Source organism: Streptomyces sp. NPDC015661 (assembly GCF_043077765.1).
Lineage (GTDB): Bacteria > Actinomycetota > Actinomycetes > Streptomycetales > Streptomycetaceae > Streptomyces.
The window spans coordinates 169,622-187,481 of the sequence record NZ_JBIBST010000016.1; the positions used below are offsets into that span (position 1 = coordinate 169,622).

At 71.8% G+C, this 17,860-nt stretch carries 17 protein-coding genes; 10 read left to right on the forward strand and 7 right to left on the reverse strand.

Annotated features, from left to right (window positions below; genetic code table 11):
- Nucleotides 1–5: 5 nt before the first annotated feature.
- From ACF07V_RS34350 to ACF07V_RS34365, 4 genes are all read left to right on the forward strand, one after another.
- Nucleotides 6–974: a MerR family transcriptional regulator gene (locus ACF07V_RS34350; protein ID WP_392159589.1), complete on the forward strand. Its 969-nt coding sequence runs from the start codon at nt 6–8 to the stop codon at nt 972–974.
- A gap of 123 nt (nt 975–1,097) precedes the next feature.
- A complete protein-coding gene (locus ACF07V_RS34355; protein WP_392159590.1) occupies nt 1,098–1,640 on the forward strand; it encodes an RNA 2'-phosphotransferase in 543 nt (180 codons plus the stop codon).
- 32 nt (nt 1,641–1,672) lie between these two features.
- On the forward strand, nt 1,673–2,125 hold the full coding sequence (locus tag ACF07V_RS34360; RefSeq protein WP_392159591.1) for a hypothetical protein: 453 nt from the start codon (nt 1,673–1,675) through the stop codon (nt 2,123–2,125).
- 19 nt (nt 2,126–2,144) lie between these two features.
- Nucleotides 2,145–3,047 (forward strand): LLM class flavin-dependent oxidoreductase, encoded by a 903-nt coding sequence (locus ACF07V_RS34365; RefSeq protein ID WP_392159592.1) that lies wholly within the window; start codon nt 2,145–2,147, stop codon nt 3,045–3,047.
- A 31-nt stretch (nt 3,048–3,078) separates the two neighbouring features.
- On the opposite strand, the gene ACF07V_RS34370 is transcribed toward ACF07V_RS34365, so the two are convergent.
- Both ACF07V_RS34370 and ACF07V_RS34375 read right to left on the reverse strand, forming a co-directional pair.
- The gene (locus tag ACF07V_RS34370; protein ID WP_392159593.1) at nt 3,079–3,849 is read right to left on the reverse strand and encodes a DUF6083 domain-containing protein; all 771 of its coding nucleotides are present in this window, start codon (nt 3,847–3,849) and stop codon (nt 3,079–3,081) included.
- 122 nt (nt 3,850–3,971) lie between these two features.
- Complete coding sequence (locus ACF07V_RS34375; protein WP_392159594.1) at nt 3,972–4,484, reverse strand: MarR family winged helix-turn-helix transcriptional regulator; 513 nt, start codon at nt 4,482–4,484, stop codon at nt 3,972–3,974.
- Nucleotides 4,485–4,553: 69 nt separating this feature from the next.
- On the opposite strand from ACF07V_RS34375, the gene ACF07V_RS34380 reads away from it, so the two are divergent.
- The 4 genes from ACF07V_RS34380 to ACF07V_RS34395 all read left to right on the forward strand — a co-directional run bounded on the left by ACF07V_RS34380 (nt 4,554) and on the right by ACF07V_RS34395 (nt 7,728).
- Complete coding sequence (locus ACF07V_RS34380; RefSeq protein ID WP_392159595.1) at nt 4,554–5,282, forward strand: hypothetical protein; 729 nt, start codon at nt 4,554–4,556, stop codon at nt 5,280–5,282.
- 69 nt (nt 5,283–5,351) lie between these two features.
- Nucleotides 5,352–6,140, forward strand: coding sequence for an SGNH/GDSL hydrolase family protein (locus ACF07V_RS34385; RefSeq protein WP_392159596.1), 789 nt, complete (start codon nt 5,352–5,354; stop codon nt 6,138–6,140).
- Nucleotides 6,137–6,787 carry an NAD(P)-dependent oxidoreductase gene (locus tag ACF07V_RS34390; protein ID WP_392159597.1) on the forward strand — a complete coding sequence of 217 codons (651 nt, stop codon included), beginning with the start codon at nt 6,137–6,139 and terminating at the stop codon, nt 6,785–6,787. The genes ACF07V_RS34385 and ACF07V_RS34390 overlap by 4 nt, the downstream gene beginning before the upstream one ends.
- A gap of 71 nt (nt 6,788–6,858) precedes the next feature.
- Nucleotides 6,859–7,728, forward strand: a complete 870-nt coding sequence (locus ACF07V_RS34395; RefSeq protein WP_392159598.1) for a Cof-type HAD-IIB family hydrolase — start codon at nt 6,859–6,861, stop codon at nt 7,726–7,728.
- 8 nt (nt 7,729–7,736) lie between these two features.
- On the opposite strand, the gene ACF07V_RS34400 is transcribed toward ACF07V_RS34395, so the two are convergent.
- Genes ACF07V_RS34400 through ACF07V_RS34415 form a run of 4 tightly spaced genes read right to left on the reverse strand, consistent with a single transcriptional unit; the run spans nt 7,737 to nt 15,640 of the window.
- A complete protein-coding gene (locus ACF07V_RS34400; protein ID WP_392159599.1) occupies nt 7,737–9,470 on the reverse strand; it encodes a GAF domain-containing protein in 1,734 nt (577 codons plus the stop codon).
- A 46-nt stretch (nt 9,471–9,516) separates the two neighbouring features.
- Nucleotides 9,517–13,080 (reverse strand): thiol reductant ABC exporter subunit CydD, encoded by a 3,564-nt coding sequence (cydD, locus tag ACF07V_RS34405; RefSeq protein WP_392159600.1) that lies wholly within the window; start codon nt 13,078–13,080, stop codon nt 9,517–9,519.
- A 31-nt stretch (nt 13,081–13,111) separates the two neighbouring features.
- Nucleotides 13,112–14,113 (reverse strand): cytochrome d ubiquinol oxidase subunit II, encoded by a 1,002-nt coding sequence (cydB, locus tag ACF07V_RS34410; RefSeq protein WP_392159601.1) that lies wholly within the window; start codon nt 14,111–14,113, stop codon nt 13,112–13,114.
- 18 nt (nt 14,114–14,131) lie between these two features.
- Entirely contained in the window at nt 14,132–15,640 is a 1,509-nt protein-coding gene (locus tag ACF07V_RS34415; RefSeq protein WP_392159602.1) for a cytochrome ubiquinol oxidase subunit I, read from the reverse strand.
- A gap of 205 nt (nt 15,641–15,845) precedes the next feature.
- Here ACF07V_RS34415 and ACF07V_RS34420 point away from each other — a divergent pair, with 205 nt between their 5' ends.
- Nucleotides 15,846–16,223: a cyclophilin-like fold protein gene (locus tag ACF07V_RS34420; protein WP_392159603.1), complete on the forward strand. Its 378-nt coding sequence runs from the start codon at nt 15,846–15,848 to the stop codon at nt 16,221–16,223.
- Here the strand turns inward: ACF07V_RS34420 and hisC are convergent.
- The gene (hisC, locus tag ACF07V_RS34425; protein ID WP_392159604.1) at nt 16,220–17,317 is read right to left on the reverse strand and encodes a histidinol-phosphate transaminase; all 1,098 of its coding nucleotides are present in this window, start codon (nt 17,315–17,317) and stop codon (nt 16,220–16,222) included. The two genes, ACF07V_RS34420 and hisC, sit on opposite strands and share 4 nt — an antisense overlap.
- Nucleotides 17,318–17,708: 391 nt before the next feature.
- On the opposite strand from hisC, the gene ACF07V_RS34430 reads away from it, so the two are divergent.
- On the forward strand, nt 17,709–17,860 hold a 152-nt coding region (locus ACF07V_RS34430; protein WP_392159611.1), incomplete at its 3' end, for a LacI family DNA-binding transcriptional regulator.

Here is a 17,860-nt window from a genome sequence, read left to right on the forward strand (position 1 = left end):
GGAGGATGCGGTCGGTGGGAGCGGGTTTGTCCGAGCAGTCAGCACAGCCGGAGTACCGGATCGAGGATCTCGCCCATCACAGCGGGGCCACGGTCCGGACGATCCGCGCCTACCAGGACCGAGGTCTGCTGCCCCGCCCGGAGCGGCGGGGCCGGTCGAACGTGTACGGGGACGCGCACCTCGCGCGGCTCCACCAGATCGCCGACCTCCTCGACCGCGGCTACACCCTGGCCTCGATCAAGGAGCTCCTGGAGGCCTGGGACACCGGCCGGGGGCTCGGCGGTGTCCTCGGCCTGGTCGCGGAGGTCAACGGCCCCTGGACGGACGAGGAGGCGGACCGGATCTCCCGGGCGGAGCTGGACGCCCGCTTCGGCGGCACACCGGACGAGGAGGCCATCCGGGAGGCCGTCGAGCTCGGCGTACTGGAGCGGCTGCCGGGCAGGGACACCGAGGAGTACCTCGTACCGAGCCCGCAAGAGCTGGCGGTGGCAGCCGAGTTGTACGCGGCCGGGGTTCCGCTGTCGGCAATCACCGGCCACCTTCGGGAACTTCGGGATCAGGTCGAGCACATCGCCTCCCGCTTCCTGGAGTTCACGACCGAGCACGTCTTCGCGCGGTATCTGGAGCACCGGCCGCCGACGGACGCGGACGCGGCGGAGGCGGCGACGATGGTGCGGCGGCTCCGGCCGCTCGCCCAGCAGACGGTGGACGCCGAACTCGCCCGCGCCATGCAGCTGCTGGCGACCCGTCACCTCCAGATCCACCTGTCGGCCGATCCACCCGCCACGAAGGACGATCAGCAGCGTGCGGTGTCGCTGCCCGCCGGGACGATACGGGCCGTACAGAGCCTGGTTGGCGCGGAAGGCGTCGAGGCCTTCATCGCGGCGGCCACGGAACGAGAGGTCAACAAAAGGACATTGGACACTCTTACCTCAAGTCACCACATAACGACTGAACTTCCTCAATCTTCCTGAAAATGCAGTCCTGTTGTCCACAGAATCGCCAACTAGCCTGTGGATAAACAGCTTTGGTTGTGGATCAAACCTGCTCACTCGAATTCGATGGTGAGGAGTTTCACGCTCCGGCATCCTGACGGAATGAACCAAGCACGCACAGTGAAGGTGTCGAAGTACCTCTCCAAGCATCTGCGTCACCAGCCCGAGCGCATCGGGCTCGTCCTCGACGCGCACGGCTGGACCGAGATCGACGCCCTGCTCCGGGCCGCCGCCGAGCACGGCTTCCCGATCACCCGCGAGGAACTCGACCACGTCGTCGCGACCAACGACAAGAAACGCTTCGCGATCGAGGGCACCCGCATCCGCGCGAGCCAGGGCCACACCGTCACGGTCGACCTGGACCTGCCGGCCGCCGAACCGCCCGCGTACCTCTACCACGGTACGGTCGCGGCCCGGCTCCCCGCGATCCGGACCGAGGGGCTGCGGCCCATGGCCCGCCACCACGTCCACCTCTCCCCCGACCGGGAGACGGCGACCCGCGTCGGCGCGCGCCGGGGGCGGCCCGTGGTGCTGAGCGTCGACGCCGGAGCCATGCGGCGGGCCGGACACGTCTTCCACGTCAGCGCCAACGGGGTCTGGCTGACGGACGCCGTCCCGCCGGAGTTCCTCCGCTTCCCGTCCTGAGACAGGTCTGGACCTGAGGCATGATCGCTTTCATGGCCCACCCGCATCTGCACAGCACCGAAGCCGCCGTCATCGCGATCCGCGAGATCGCCCGGGAGTTCCACCTGGAGATGACGGTGACCGACGACATCGGCGCCGACCGGACGTCCCGGCGCACCTCCGCCGGCGCGTTCACCGTCCTGGACCCGGACGGCTCCCTGCCCCACGAGGCCTATGTGGAACTGGGCGGCTCCCCCGCCGTCACCGTCCAGGTCTTCCCCGAGGACGACGCCCTGATCACCGTCGACGGCATCGAGTTCGCGGACGTGCCGCGCGACGCCGTCCCCGCCTTCCTCCGCTCCGTCCACGGCGGCCTCGCCCATGTGAAGGGCCGGTTCTTCCCGCCCGGCTGGTGGCTGATCGTCCCGCTTCCCGGCGACGAGACGTACAAGGAACTGGTCACCGGGGCCACCCTCACCCCCTGGATGAGCGCCCGCGTTCGCTGACCGCCGTAGGCTCGGGGTCATGAGCCTGCGCCTGAGCACCGTGATCCTGCCCGTCGACCGCTGGCACGAGGGAGGCCGCCAGAAGTGGCGGCACGCCGAGGAGCTGGGTTTCCACACGGCGTTCACCTACGACCACCTGTCCTGGCGGACCTTCCGCGACCGCCCGTGGTTCGGCGCGCTGCCCACGCTCACCGCGGCGGCGGCGGCCACCGAGCGGCTCCGGCTCGGCACCCTCGTGACCTCCCCGAACTTCCGGCACCCGGTGACGCTCGCCAAGGAGCTCATCTCGCTGGACGACGTCTCCGGCGGGCGGGTCACCCTGGGCATCGGCGCGGGCGGCAACGGCTTCGACGCCACCGCGCTCGGGCAGGAGGCGTGGACGCCGAAGGAGCGGGCGGACCGGTTCGGCGAGTTCGTGCCGCTGCTCGACCGGCTGCTCACCGAGGACGTGGTGTCGGAGCGGGGCACGTTCTACTCGGCCGACGAGGTGCGGAACATCCCCGGCTGCGTCCAGCGCCCGCGGCTGCCGTTCGCGGTGGCGGCGACCGGGCCGCGCGGGCTGAGGCTGGCCGCGCGGTACGGGCAGGCGTGGGTGACGACCGGCGACCCGAAGCTGTACGAGGAGGGGACCCCGGAGCAGTCGGTGGCGGCCCTGCGCGGACAGGTCGAGAAGCTCGCCAAGGCGTGCGCCGAGTCCGGGCGGGACGTCGCCGAGCTGGACAAGATCCTGCTGACCGGCTTCACCCCGGACCGGAACCGGCCGCTGGAATCCGTGGACGCGTTCGTGGACTTCGCCGGGCGCCACCGCGAGCTCGGCTTCACCGAGATCGTGATCCACTGGCCGATCGCGGACTCCGTCTTCGCCGGCGACCGGACGGTCTTCGAGAACATCGCCACCGAGGCGCTCGCCCAGCTGGGCTGAGCCTCACCGACCCGCCCCGAGCAGGGGCGGGTCAGGCCGTACGGCGGGCGTGGCTCCGCCACAGGGCCAGCATGACCGGCGACTCGGCCGGCGCGGGGCGGGCCGGGCAGACGTCGGCGTGACGGACACGGCAGGTGTGGGACGGCTCGGCCGAGCCCAGGTTGACCGCGGTCCCGTCGCCCGCGACGCGCCAGCGTCTGCCCGCCGGGACGAGCCGGGTCGTCAGCTCCCCGGGCTCGATCATGACCCAGCGCCCGCGCACGGTGCGATGCCACGCGGCCCGGGCCCCGCACCGGTCACAGGCGGCGGGGGAGGGCGCCCCGCAGGCCGCCGGGGCCGCCGGCCGCTGCTGAGGCACGGCACTCACGACACGGACCACGTCCGGTACGGCACTCACAGCACGGGCCGCGTCCGACACGGCACTCACGACGCAGGCCGCGTTCGGCACATCACCCACAGCACGGGCCGCGTCCGACACGGCACCCACGACGCAGGCCGCGTCCGGGACAGCACCCACAGCACGGGCCGCGTCCGACACGGCACCCACGGCACAGGCCGCGTCCGGCACGGCGCTGAAAGCCCGGGCCGCGTCCCTGACCGCGCCCCCGGCGCGCACCGTCGGCCGTGTCACCACCTCGGCCAGGCCGGCCAGGACGTCCCCGACCAGCACCGGCTCCCGTACGGGATGCGCCGCTCCTGCCCGCTCGCACTCCGCGCACAGGGCCATGCGGAGGCTCCCGACCCACGTTCCGTACGGCGCACCACAGGAGTCGCACTCCTCGCTTCGCCGGCCCGCGACCATGCCCCGCCCTCCCTGGAGACGCCGTCAGCTCCCAGGGATCTTCCCCGCCACGCCGAAAACGAACGGGTGTTTACGGCCATGTCCTGACACACCGGTCGCGCCGGTACCGCTCTTCAGCCCCGTTACGGGCGCTTCGGCAGGTTCCGGTAGCCCGGGTGGACGCCCGGGGTGAGGCCCTGCTGCTCGGCGATCCGCCCGAGGAGCGCCGTCAGCCGGGCCCGGTCGTCCTCGTCGAGCGCCGTGAACAGGTCGTCCTCGTGCAGCGCGGCGACCTCCCGGACGCGTCCGAGCGCCCGGCGCCCGTCCTCGGAGACGTACAGCTCGTGGTGGCGACGGTCCTCGGCGCTGCGGCGCCGTTCGACGAACCCCTTCTTCTCCAGGTTGTCGATGAGCGCGACGACCCGGCTCGGGACGACACCGAGGTCGGCGGCGAGGGAGCGCTGACTGCGCCCCGGCTCCATGGCGATCATCCGCAGCAGGCCGACGTCCGGCGGGGCGAGGCCGAGCTCGCCGACGCGCTCTCCGAAGCGTCCTGCCGCGTGCGCCCCGAGCTGGGCGAGCAGGAACGCCCCGCCGCGCGGGGGCGGGGTCGCCGCCGCTCCGGGTTCTTCCACTGGTTGCCGGTCATCGCTCACGGGGCTACCGTACTCCACAAGAACGATTCTCCTAAGTGAACTATTCTCCTAAGAGAACGGACAGGACCCGTGTCTGCAGAGAGCTGGACCGCCCCCCGGCCGACCGAGGCCCCCCGAGAGCGCCGGGAAGCCCAGGGAGGGCCGCCGCCCGGCGTGCTCGCCGTGGTGTTCACCGGGCTGTTCCTGGCCGGGCTCGTGCTCAGTACCGTGCTCGCCGACGGCAACACCTTCCCCTCGCCCTTCGGCGAGACCGGCGAGATCGTGGCGTACTTCCGCGCCCACTCCGGCGCCGTCCAGATCCTCGGCGCCCTCCAGTTCGCGGCCTCGATCCCCCTCGCCGTCTACGCCGCCACGGTCTCGGCCCGGCTCCACAAGCTCGGCGTCCGCGCCCCCGGCGCGACCATCGCCCTGGCCGGCGGCCTCCTCGCCTCCGGCTTCCTGGCCTGCTGCGGCCTGGTGAGCTGGACCCTGTCCCGGCCCGAGGTCCTCGACCTGCCGGCGCTGGTCCGCGCCCTCCAGTACCTGGCCTTCGCCACCGGCGGACCGGGCCACGTGGTGGCGCTGGGCCTGCTCGTGGCCGGGATAGCCGTCCCCGGGCTCCTCGCCGGGCTGCTGCCCCGCGTGCTCGCCGTGACCGGCCTCGTCCTCGCGGCGATCGCCGGGCTCGCCACCCTCGCCCTGCTCTTCGACGGCGCCGCCCTGCTGCTGCCGCTGGCCCGCTTCACCTCCCTGGGCTGGCTGATCGCCGCCGGATTCCTGCTGCCCCGTCGCCGCACCCGCACGAACGCGGACCGCTGACATGACCGAGAACCTGACGGACCAGGAGCACTGACATGACCGAGAACCTGACGGACCAGGAGCACTGACATGACCGAGGACCTGACCGAGAAGCTCGTGCGCTTCCAGCAGCCCGAGAAGATCCTCCGCTACCTGGGGGAGCTGCCCGACACGCGCCTCGCCGACCTCTTCGGCCTCGACCCCGAGGCGTACCGAAAGCTGCTGCGGGACTTCGACGAACGGACCCGGGACACCGCGGCCGAACTGCTCAAGGACCCCGGCTTCGCCGAGCGCGCCGACCGGCTGCCCTTCCGGCCGGGGCAGCGGATCGTGGCCCTCGGCGAGAGCAGCACCGCCGACCGGCTCTCCTGGTTCGCGATCCTGCGCCACCTCCTCCCGGACGGCGTCGAGCTCGTCAACCTCGCCGTCTCCGGCTCCACCACCACGCAGGCCCTCGCCCAGCTCCCCCAACTGGCCTTCCTGCGCCCCGACTGGATCCTGTGCATGCTCGGCGCGAACGACGCCCAGCGGCTGGGCCGGGGAGAGCAGGCGGCCGGCACCCGGCTGGTCAGCGCGGCCGAGACCGAACGCAACCTCCTCGCCCTGCGGGAACTCGCCGGTGTGCCGCGCTGGATCTGGCTCACCCCCAACTCCGTCGACGAGGCGCGGGTCGAGGCGTACCCACACTTCCGCCGCGCCGGGATCGGCTGGACGAACGAGGACCTCGACCACGTCGCCGACTTCCTCCTCACCCGGCCGGAACCCACGGTCGACACCCGCCGGGCCACCGCCGGCCTGCACCTCGACGACGGCGTCCACCTCACGCTCGAAGGCCAGCGCGCCGTCGCCGTGGCCCTGGTCGAGGCGATCGCCTCATGAGGCTCCTGCTCTTCGGCGTCACCGGCGGTACGGGCGCGCAGCTCCTGGCCCAGGCCCTCGCCGCCGGCCACCGGGTCACCGCCGTCGCCCGCGACCCCGCCCGGATCCCGGTCACGGACCCGGGGGCGCGGCTGACCGTCCTGCCCGGCGACGCCCTCGCGCCCGAAGCGTGGCGACAGGCCGTCACCGGCCACGACGCCGTCCTCTCCTGCCTCGGCAGCACCGACCGCAAGCACCCCACGACCGTCTACTCGCAGGGCACGCGGAACATCGTCGAGGCCATGCGCGCCTCCGGCGTCGGCCGGCTGCTGTGCCTCTCGTCCGCCGGCCTGGAGATCACCCCGGACGTGCCGCTGCCGCAGCGCCTCGTCACCCGGTACGTGATCCAGCGGCTCTACCGGCACGGCTACGCCGACATGGCACGGATGGAGGGCTTCGTACGGTCGCCGGCCGCGGACGGCACCGCGTGGACGGTGGTCCGGCCCCCGATGCTGACCGACGGCCCGCTCACCCGCGCCTATCGGACCGCCGAGAACGCCCACCTGGAGCGGCCGAAGTCCCTCTCGTGCGCCGATCTCGCGCACTACCTCCTGACCCATGTCGACGATCCCCGCGCCCACCGGGCCGTCGTGGAGGTCGCGTACTGACACCGAGAACCCGTGCACTCATATGTGCGGCTCCCCGCACGCCCGTGCGTCCGGTACGGAAGAATGGTGCGGTGACCTCTCCCCGTTCCCCGCGCCCTTCCGCCCCGGTGGCCCGGCTGATCGCCACCGACCTCGACGGCACCCTGCTGCGTGACGACAAGTCCGTCTCCGAGCGCACGGTCGCCGCCCTCGCGGCCGCCGAGCAGGCCGGGATCGAGGTCTTCTTCGTCACCGGCCGCCCGGCCCGCTGGATGGACGTCGTCAGTGACCACGTCCACGGACACGGCATGGCCATCTGCGCCAACGGCGCGGCCGTCGTCGACCTCCACTCCGGAGGCACCTTCCTGGAGGTCCGCCCGCTGGAGCGGCCGGTCGCGCTCGACGTCGTCCGCGCGCTGCGCGCCGCCGCCCCGGGGACGTCCTTCGCCGTCGAGCTCACCACGGGCATCCACTACGAGCCGCAGTACCCGCCCTTCTTCCTCGACCCCGGCGCCACCGTCGCCACCGCCGAGAAGCTGCTCTTCGAGGAGAAGCCCGGCGCGGCCGCCCCGGTGCTCAAGCTGCTCGCCCAGCACCCCGAGCTCGACCCCGACAGGTTCCTCGCGATCGCGCGGGAGGCAGCGGGCGACCGTGCCGCCTTCACCCGGTCCAGCCCGACCGCCCTCATCGAGATCAGCGCGCTCGGCGTCTCCAAGGCCTCCACCCTCGCCCTGTGCTGCGCCGAGCGCGGCATCGCGGCCGAAGAGGTCGTCGCCTTCGGCGACATGCCGAACGACATCGAGATGCTGAGCTGGGCCGGCCGCTCGTACGCGATGGGCAACGCCCACCCCGACGTCATCACCGCCGCCTCGGGGCGGACCGTCGGCAACAACGAGGACGGGGTGGCCGTCGTCATCGAGGAACTCGTGGCCGAGGCGCTGAAGGCCGTGCCGAGGCACTGAAGACCGTTTTAGAGCGGGGCCTCCCACACCACCGTCGTCCCGCCGCCGTCCTCGCCCAGGCCCGGGCCGCACCAGCTCGCGCCGCCGAGAGACTCGGCCCGGCGGGCCAGATTGCGCAGGCCGCTGCGCCGGCCGCCCTCCGGGATGCCGATGCCGTCGTCGGCGACCGAGAGGCGCACCCCTGCGGAACCGTCCGGCAGGGTCACTCCGGCGTCGACGACCACCTCGATGCGGCTCGCCGCCGCGTGCCGGAACGCGTTGGAGAGCGCCTCGCGCAGGGCGGCGACGAGGTTCTTGCCGGTGAGTTCGCCGACCGTCGCGTCGATCGCGCCGAGAAAGCGGTGCGCGGGCTTGAAGCCGAGCGGCACGGCCGCCATGTTGATCTCCCGCAGGACACGGGTGCGCAGCCCCGACGGAGCCTCGGCGGGGCCCTGCTGGAGCGCGAAGATCGCCGTACGGATCTCCTGGATCGTCACGTCCAGCTCGTCCACGGCCTTGCCCACGCCCTCGCGCACGGCGGGCACGATCGACTTCCGCTGGGCGCTCTCCAGCATCATTCCGGTGGCGAAGAGCCGCTGGATCACCAGGTCGTGCAGGTCGCGGGCGATCCGGTCGCGGTCCTCGTAGACGGCGAGACGCTCCCGGTCGCGCTGGGCGTCGGCCATCATCAGGGCGAGCGCGGCCTGCGAGGCGAACTGGGTGGCGAGCGTCCGCTCCGCCTCCGTGAACTGGCGGGCCCCCCGCACCCGGGGCGTCGCGAGCGCGCCGAGCACCCGTCCGCCGCTCTGCAGCGGCAGCATCATGCTCGGTCCGTACGAGGACGTCAGCCGGCTGATCATGCGCGGGTCCGTCGAGGCGTCGGCCACGAAGACCGCCTCGCCCTCCAGGAGCTCCTTCACGACGGCGCTCTCGGGCGGGATCACCACGCCCAGCGACTTCGTGGGCCGGGGCGAGGAGACGGCGACGATCTCCAGGCCGCCCTCCTCGGCGGGCAGGAGCACGATCCCGGCGTCCGCGTCGGCGAGCCGGCGGGCCTGTTCGGCGACGACCGTCAGGGCGTCGTCCGCGTCTCCGCCGGAGAGCAGCGCGGTGGTGACGGCGACCGAGCCGTCGATCCACCGTTCGCGCTGCCGGGCCGCCTCGTACAGGCGGGCGTTGCCGATCGCGATGCCGGCCTCGGTGGCGAGGACCCGGACCATGTGCACGTCGTAGTCGTTGAACTCGCCTCCGCCGTGCTTCTCCGCGAGGTAGAGGTTGCCGAAGATCTCGCCCTGGACCCGGATGGGGACGCCGAGGAAGGTCCGCATCGGCGGGTGCCCCGGCGGGAAGCCCGCCGCGCGCGGATCGGTGGACAGGTCGGCGAGGCAAATGGTCTGCGGGTCGCGGATCAGCGCGCCGAGCAGCCCCGCGTGGCCGTCGGGGCGCCGGCCGATGCGGGCGGCCACGTCCTCGCCGACGCCGAAGGTGACGAAGTCGGAGAGGCCCTCGCCCTCGTCGTCGACGACGCCGATCGCGGCGTAGCGGGCGTCGGCGAGTTCGGCGGCGGTCTCGCAGATCCGGTCGAGGGTGGAGTGGAGTTCGAGCCCGGTGCCGACCGAGCGCATGGCCTCCAGGAGCTGCGGCACGCGGGCGGTGAGCTCCGTGGACAGCCCCTGGAGGCTGCGGGTGGCCTGGGTGGCGGCTTCCAGGGGGTCCGAGGAGTCGTCCAGGGGGTGCGGGACGTCGGACGCGGCGGCGGTCATGGGCCCGAGCCTAGTAAGTCCCATTTGGCGAGAAAAGTCGGCTGCCTCAGCTCCCTGCCGTGGCGAGCAGATCGGTCTCCCGTTCCTGCTCCAGCATCCGCCGCAGCGGGCCGTCCACCTCCGCGAGTTCGGCGTACGGGCCGCGCTGCACGGTCCGGCCCTCGTCGAGGACCACCACCTCGTCGACGGCGTCGAGACCGTGCAGCCGGTGGGTGATGACGACGGTGGTGCGACCCTCGGTGGCCCGGAGCAGGTCGTCGGTGAGCGCGTCGGCGGTGGCCAGGTCCAGGTGCTCGGCGGGTTCGTCGAGGACGAGGACCGGGAAGTCGGCGAGGAGGGCCCGGGCGAGCGCGAGGCGCTGCCGCTGGCCGCCGGAGAGCTGGGAACCGTGCTCGCCCACGAGGGTGTCGAGCCCGGCGGGCAGCCCGTCGACCCAGTCGAGGAGCCGGGCCCTGCGCAGCGCCTCGCGGAGCTCCTCGTCGTCCGCCCCGACCTTGGCGAGCCGCAGGTTCTCGCGGACGGAGCTGTCGAAGAGATGGGCGTCCTGGGCACAGAGGCCGACGAACCGCCGGACCGCGTCGCCGTCGAGCTCACGGGCCGGCACGCCGCCGATCCGGTACGTGCCGTGCTCCACGTCCAGGAACCGGAGCAGCACCTGGGCGAGCGTGGTCTTCCCGGAGCCGGAGGCGCCGACGACCGCGACCCGCCGCCCGGCCTCCAGGGTGAGAGCGAAGCCGTCGAGCGCGGGCCGTTCCTGCCCGGCGTGCCGGGCGGAGAGCCCGGCCAGCTCCAGCGGGAACGGGCTCGCCGGGGGAGTCGCGGGCGTCTCCGGCTCGTGTACGGGGACGGGCGCGTCCAGCACCTCGAAGACCCGCTCGGCGCTGCGCTTGACGCGCTGGCGGTACTGGACGGCGAGCGGAAGCCCGGTGACGGCCTCGAAGGCGGCGAGCGGCGTCAGGACGACCACCGCGAGGGCCACTCCGTCGAGCCGACCGTCCCCTACGGCCTGGACGCCGACGAGCGCGGCGGCCGCGACCGTCAGGCCGCAGACCAGGGCCGAGAGCCCGGCGCCCAGCGCGGTGGCGGCGGCCTGCCGGGAGGTGATGGAGGTGAGGGTGCGGTCGGCGTCCCGGGCCCGTTCGATCCTGCCCGGGAGCGCACCGGCCACGGTCAGTTCGGCGCAGCCGCGCAGCAGATCGGCCACTGCGGTGGCCAGGGCGCCGCGCGCGGGGGCGAGCCGCCGTTCGGCCCGGCGGGCGAGAGCCCCGCCGGCCGCCGGCACGACGACGCCCGCGACCAGCAGGCCGACGGCGAGGACGGCTCCGGCCTCGGGCAGCAGCCAGGCGGTGAACCCGACGGACCCGACACCCACGACGAGTGCGGCGCCCACGGGCAGCAGCCAGCGCAGCCAGTAGTCCTGGAGGGCGTCGACGTCCTGGACGAGCCGCGCGAGGAGGTCACCGCGCCGGGTGCGGCGCAGTCCGGCCGGGGCGATCCGCTCCAGTCGCCGGTAGACGGAGACCCGCAGGTCGCCGAGCATCCGCAGGACGGCATCGTGCGAGACGAGCCGCTCGGCGTACCGGAAGACGGCCCGCCCGATGCCGAAGGCGCGCGTGGCGGTGACGGCGACCATCAGATAGAGCACGGGCGGCTGTTCGGAGGCCCGGGAGATGAGCCACCCGGACACGGCCATGAGCCCCACGGCGGACCCGAGCGCGAGACTCCCGAGCAGCAGGGCAAGCGCCATCCGCCCCTTCAGCTCCCCGGCGATCCCACGTACCCGCGCCAGTGTGGGCACGCGTTCCGCCTGGGGCGACGGGGGTCCCCCCTGCCCGAGCGAAGCCGAGAGCTCGGGGGAGGGTGGGTACACCCCACCGGCAACGCCGCCGTCTCCCGCACCCGCACCCCTGGCGCCCACGCTCTCGGCACCCGCACCCGCACCCGCGGCAACCGCACCGACCTCCGCCGAGCCGCCGGAAGCGCCCACCGTCACCACCCGGTCCGCCACGGCGAGCAACGCCGGCCGGTGAACGACCAGCAACACGGTGCGCCCCACGGCAAGCCGCCGCACCGCGTCCACCACCCCCGCCTCGGTGGCCCCGTCCAGGGCCGCCGTCGGCTCGTCGAGCAGCAGCAGCGGCCGGTCCGCCAGGAACGCCCGGGCGAGCGCGAGCCGTTGCCGCTGGCCCGCCGAGAGCCCCGCACCGTCCTCGCCGAGCACCGTGTCGAGCCCCTGCGGCAGCCCCGCGACGAACCCGTCCGCGCCGGCGTCCCGCAGGGCGTCCCGTACCGCCTCGTCGGAGGCGTCCGGCCGGGCGAGGCGTACGTTCTCGGCGACCGTCCCCGCGAACAGGTACGGCCGCTGCGGCACCCAGGCGATCCGGGCCCGCCACTCCTCCAGGTCCAGCGACCCCAGGTCGACGCCCCCGACCCGTACCGAACCGCCCTCCTCCGGCACCGCGAACCCGAGCACGACGTCGAGCAACGTCGACTTCCCGACCCCGCTCGGCCCGACCAGGGCCACCGTCTCGCCGGGCTCGACCGTCAGCGTCGCCGCGTCGAGCGAGGGCTCGGTGCGTCCCGTGTGACGGACGGTCACGCCGTCGAGCTCAAGCCGTACGGACTCCGGCACGTTCGCCGTGCCACCCTCCCGCACCGGCTGCTCCAGGACGTCGAAGATCTCCTCCGCCGCCGCGAGCCCCTCCGCCGCCGCGTGGTACTGCGCCCCCACCTGCCGCAGCGGGAGATACGCCTCGGGGGCCAGGATCAGGATGACGAGCCCGGTGTACAGGTCGAGCTCACCGTGGACCAGCCGCATGCCGATGGTCACGGCGACGAGCGCGACCGACAGGGTCGCGAGCAGCTCCAGGGCGAACGAGGAGATGAAGGCGATCCGCAGGGTGCGCATCGTCGCCCGGCGGTACTCCGAGGTGATCGCGCGGATCGACTCGGCCTGGGCCTTCGCCCGGCCGAAGATCTTGAGCGTGTTAAGGCCGGCCACCACGTCCAGGAAGTGGCCGGAGAGCCGCGAGAGCAGCTTCCACTGCCGGTCCATCCGGGCCTGGGTGTACCAGCCGATGAGGATCATGAAGACCGGGATGAGCGGCAGCGTGACGACGATGATCGCCGCCGAGACCCAGTCCTCGGTGACGATCCGGGCCAGGACCGCCACCGGCACGACCACCGCGAGGCCCAGCTGCGGCAGATAGCGGGCGAAGTAGTCGTCGAGGGCGTCCACACCCCGTGTGGCGAGGGCGATCAGCGAACCGGCCTTCTGACCGCTGAGCCACCCCGGCCCGAGGGCGGCGGCCCGGCCGAGGAGCCGGCCGCGGAGTTCGGACTTGACCGCCGCGCTCGCCCGGTGGGCGGCGAGCTCGGTCAGCCAGGAGACCAGCCCCCGCGCCGCGGCCACTCCGGCGAGCAGCAGCAGGGGCGTGGTCAGATCGGAAACCGACTGGGCCTTCTGGAAGGCCCCCACCACGATCTCGGCGATGAGCATCGCCTGGGCGATGACCAGCGCCGCTCCGACGAGGCCGAGCACGACCACCGCGATCAGGAAGAGACGGGTGGCCCTGGCGTACCGGAGCAGGCGCGGATCGATCGGTTTCACGTGAAACATGCCCCTCTAGTGAGCGTCGGCCCTAGTGAGCGTCGGCGATGTGCTGCGTACCGATGCGCTTGCGGAAGACCCAGTAGGTCCAGCTCTGGTAGAGCAGCACCAGCGGGGTCGCGATCGCCGCGCACCAGGTCATGATCTTGAGCGTGTACGGGCTCGACGACGCGTTCGTCACGGTAAGGCTCCACTCGGGGTTGAGCGAAGAGGGCATGACGTCCGGGAAGAGCGCGAGGAAGAGCATCGCCACCGCTGCTGCGATCGTGACGCCCGAGAGCGCGAACGACCAGCCCTCGCGCCCCGCCTTGATCGCGACGATCGCGCCGACGAGCGCCACGGCGGCGACCAGCATCGCCGCGAGGCTCCAGCCGTCTCCCGTGTCGACCTGGGTCCAGATCAGGAAGCCCAGGGCGAGCACGGCCGTGACCAGACCCAGCTTGAGCGCGAGCGCCCGCGCCCGCCCCCGGATGTCACCGACCGTCTTGAGCGAGGCGAAGACCGCGCCGTGGAAGGTGAAGAGGGTGAGCGTGACCAGACCGCCGAGGAGCGCGTACGGGTTGAGCAGGTCCCAGAAGTTGCCGACGTACTCCATGTCGCCGTCGATCTTCACGCCCCGGACGATGTTGCCGAAGGCCACGCCCCAGAGGAACGCGGGGATCAGCGAGGTCCAGAAGATGGCCTGCTCCCAGTTGCGCTGCCAGTTCTCCTCGGGCCGCTTCGCCCGGTACTCGAAGGCGACGCCCCGGACGATCAGGCAGACCAGGATGATCAGCAGCGGCAGGTAGAAGCCGGAGAACAGCGTCGCGTACCACTCGGGGAACGCGGCGAAGGTCGCTCCGCCGGCGGTGAGCAGCCACACCTCGTTGCCGTCCCAGACGGGTCCGATGGTGTTGATGAGGACCCGCTTCTCGACCCGGTCCCGGGCGAGCAGTTTGGTCAGGATGCCGACCCCGAAGTCGAAGCCTTCGAGGAAGAAGTAGCCGGTCCAGAGGACGGCGATGAGTACGAACCAGACGTCGTGGAGTTCCATGCCTCGATCTCCTGAGCCTCAGTACGAGAAGGCCATCGGGCGGTCGGGGTCACGAGAGTCCCCGCCGATCTTGGTGGGCGGGTTGAGGTCGTCCTCGGTGAGCTCCGGCGGTCCGGCCTTGACGTACTTGACGAGGAGCTTGACCTCGATGACGGCGAGGATCGCGTAGAGGGCGGTGAAGACGATCATCGAGGTGAGGACCTCGCCCTGGGAGGTTCCGGGGGAGACCGCGTCACGGGTGCGCAGCACGCCGTAGACGACCCAGGGCTGGCGGCCCATCTCGGTGAAGATCCAGCCCCAGGAGTTGGCGATCAGGGGGAACGCCATCGTCCAGAGCGCGATGATCCAGTACCACTTGCCCAGGCGGGGGCTGAGCGCCTTCCGCTTGAACAGGACCAGGTTCGGCACCTCGTCCTCACCGGTCCGCATCCCCGGTGCCAGCATGAACTTCTTCCGGGTCAGCCAGAGGCCGAGCATGCCGATGCCCAGCGAGGCCATGCCGAAGCCGATCATCCAGCGGAAGCCCCAGTAGGCGACGGGGATGTTGGGCCGGTAGTCGCCGGGCCCGAACTTCTCCTGCTCGGCCTTGTTCACGTCGTTGATGCCCGGGACGTACGAGCTGAAGTCGTCGTTCGCGAGGAAGGACAGCAGGCCCGGGATCTCTATGGCGACCGTGTTGTGGCCCTTCTCGACGTCGCCGTAGGCGAAGACGGAGAAGGGTGCGGGCGCCTCGCCGTCCCAGAGCGCCTCGGCGGCGGCCATCTTCATCGGCTGCTGCTTGAACATGACCTTGCCGAGGAGGTCGCCGCTGATGGCGGTGCCGAGGCCGGCGATGATCAGGGTGATCAGGCCGAGCCGCAGCGAGGTCCGCATGATCGGGATGTGCTTCTTGCGCGCCAGGTGGAACGCGGAGATGCCCACCATGAACGCGCCGCCGACCAGGAACGCCGCCGTGATCGTGTGGAAGAACTGGGTGAGCGCGGTGTTCTGGGTCAGCACGTGCCAGAAGTCGGTGAGCTCCGCCCGGCCGCGCTCCTCGTTGATCCGGTAGCCCACGGGGTGCTGCATCCAGGAGTTGGCCGCCAGGATGAAGTACGCGGAGAGGACGGTGCCGATCGACACCATCCAGATGCAGGCGAGGTGGATCTTCTTCGGCAGCTTGTCCCAGCCGAAGATCCACAGGCCGATGAAGGTCGACTCGAAGAAGAAGGCGATGAGCGCCTCGAAGGCGAGCGGGGCACCGAAGATGTCGCCCACGAACCGGGAGTAGTCGGACCAGTTCATACCGAACTGGAACTCCTGCACGATTCCGGTGACCACACCCATGGCGATGTTGATGAGGAAGAGCTTGCCCCAGAACTTCGTCGCCCTGAGGTACTTCTCCTTCTCCGTCCGCACCCAGGCGGTCTGGAGACCGGCGGTGAGCGCGGCGAGGGAGATCGTCAGGGGGACGAAGAGGAAGTGGTAGACGGTGGTGATGCCGAACTGCCAGCGCGCCAATGTCTCCGGCGCCAAAGCTAGGTTCACGTCGTCTTCTCCTTAGGTCGACGTGGGTCACAGCGGGCAGTCTGCCTGGCGGGTTCCCCCCAAAGCGGGAGGAAGCAGGACACGCTTGTGAACGCGTTCACATTCACAAGCATTATGGCTCATACGAAATCCGTACCTTCAGTCGGGGCCCCTCTACCGAAGGTCACCTCTTCCCAGGACCTTCAACATATTGTTGAATCCGGGCATGACCCTTCGGATACACATCAGCTGGCCGGCCGGACACACCACGGCCACCCTTGAGGAGACCCCCACGAGCAAGGCGCTCGCGGGAGCCCTCCCGATCTCCTCCACCGCCCGGACCTGGGGCGAGGAGGTCTACTTCGACACGCCGGTCTCGGCCTCGGTCGAGGACGACGCGCGCCAGGTCGTCGAGCCCGGCACCGTGGCCTTCTGGACGGAGGGCGACGCGCTCGCCCTCCCCTACGGCCCCACCCCGATCTCACGGGGCGACGAATGCCGGCTCGCGAGCCCCTGCAATCTGCTGGGCGCGCTCGACGGCGATCCGCGGATCCTGGCCACCGTCAGGGACGGCGACCCGATCCGCGTGGAGCTCCTCGGCTAGCCCCGGCTGCGGAAGCTCTCCGCCGTCTTCAGGAACAGGTCGTTCGCCTCGCACTCACCGATCGTGACGCGCACGCCCTCGCCCGCGAACGGCCGCACCACCACGCCGTGCCGCTCGCACTCCGCCGCGAAGTCCATGGTCCGCTCGCCGAGCCGCAGCCAGACGAAGTTCGCCTGGGTGTCCGGCACGGTCCAGCCCTGGGCCACGAGCCCCGCATGGACCCGCTCGCGCTCGGCCACCAACGAGCCGACCCGACCGAGCAGTTCGTCCTCGGCCCGCAGCGAGGCCACCGCCGCGTCCTGCGCCAGCTGGCTCACGCCGAACGGCACCGCCGTCTTGCGCAGCGCCGCCGCCACCGGCTCGTGGGCGACCGCGAAACCGACCCGCAGCCCCGCCAGGCCGTACGCCTTGGAGAAGGTGCGCAGCACGGCCACGTTCGGCCGGTCGCGGTACAGCTCGATGCCGTCCGGGATCTCGGTGTCGCGGACGAACTCCCGGTACGCCTCGTCGATCACGACCAGGACGTCGGAGGGCACCCGGTCCAGGAAGCGCTCCAGCTCCGCCCGGCGCACCGCGGTGCCGGTGGGGTTGTTGGGGTTGCAGACGAAGATCAGCCGGGTCCGGTCGGTGATCGCCTCGGCCATCGCGTCGAGGTCGTGCACCTCGCCCTCGGTCAGCGGCACCTGCACCGAGGTGGCCCCGCTGATCTGCGTGATGATCGGGTACGCCTCGAAGGAGCGCCAGGCGTAGATCACCTCGTCGCCCGGGCCCGAGGTGGCCTGGAGCAGCGACTGCGCGACGCCGACCGAGCCGGTGCCGGTGGCCAGGTGGGAGACGGGCACGCCGAAGCGGTTCGCCAGCTCCTCCATCAGTCCGGTGCAGGCCATGTCCGGGTAACGGTTGAAGTTCGCGGCGGCGGCCAGGGTGCTCTCCATGACCCCCGGCAGCGGCGGGTAGGGGTTCTCGTTGGAGGACAGCTTGAAGGCCACGGGACCGCCCGCGGCGGCCGGCTTGCCCGGCTTGTAGGTGGGGACGCCGTCCAGCTCGGCGCGCAGCTTGGGTCCGCCGGTGCTCGTCCCGCTGGTCTCGCTCACAGTGTGGCCTCCTCGACCGTCCGTACCGCCAATACTCCTCACCTTAAGAGGATTCGCCTCCGCTGCGAATGGGCTGTGGACAACAGGAGGGACACGCTGTGGATACGGCTCCTGCCGCGCCCCCGGAGAGGGGGAGCGCGCAAACGGGTGGCGTGCGCCGGTGGCGGGCGCCGTGGCGCGCATCCCCCGTAGAGGTGAGTTGAGACCTCTTCGAGACCTCGCCCCCTCGCCAGGCCTACGCCGTCCGATGACCCCAGATCGCACGACAGAAGCCCCAACTACCTTCGATTCACTGCCCATTGGGCATCTTCGATCATGCAGAAACGTGCCTGTCAACGCCCGCATATGCGGCCGTCCCGACCGCCCCTCATCGCCCTACTATCGGCTCGCCATGACAGCAGCAGGGAAGCACCAGGTGAGCCGGGCACAGACCCGGGGAAGCCGGCAGGGCCGGGCAGGCATCCGGGACGTGGCCGCCGCCGCCGGGGTCTCCATCACGACTGTCTCCGACGCGCTCAACGGCAAGGGCCGACTCCCGGACGC

Coding starts and splice junctions, on each gene's coding strand:
- ACF07V_RS34350 (WP_392159589.1), top strand. CDS start 6: ATGCGGTCGGTGGGAGCGGGTTTGTCCGAGCAGTCAGCACAGCCGGAG.
- ACF07V_RS34355 (WP_392159590.1), top strand. CDS start 1,098: ATGAACCAAGCACGCACAGTGAAGGTGTCGAAGTACCTCTCCAAGCAT.
- ACF07V_RS34360 (WP_392159591.1), top strand. CDS start 1,673: ATGGCCCACCCGCATCTGCACAGCACCGAAGCCGCCGTCATCGCGATC.
- ACF07V_RS34365 (WP_392159592.1), top strand. CDS start 2,145: ATGAGCCTGCGCCTGAGCACCGTGATCCTGCCCGTCGACCGCTGGCAC.
- ACF07V_RS34370 (WP_392159593.1), bottom strand. CDS start 3,849: ATGGTCGCGGGCCGGCGAAGCGAGGAGTGCGACTCCTGTGGTGCGCCG.
- ACF07V_RS34385 (WP_392159596.1), top strand. CDS start 5,352: ATGACCGAGGACCTGACCGAGAAGCTCGTGCGCTTCCAGCAGCCCGAG.
- ACF07V_RS34390 (WP_392159597.1), top strand. CDS start 6,137: ATGAGGCTCCTGCTCTTCGGCGTCACCGGCGGTACGGGCGCGCAGCTC.
- ACF07V_RS34400 (WP_392159599.1), bottom strand. CDS start 9,470: ATGACCGCCGCCGCGTCCGACGTCCCGCACCCCCTGGACGACTCCTCG.
- cydB (WP_392159601.1), bottom strand. CDS start 14,113: ATGGAACTCCACGACGTCTGGTTCGTACTCATCGCCGTCCTCTGGACC.
- ACF07V_RS34420 (WP_392159603.1), top strand. CDS start 15,846: ATGACCCTTCGGATACACATCAGCTGGCCGGCCGGACACACCACGGCC.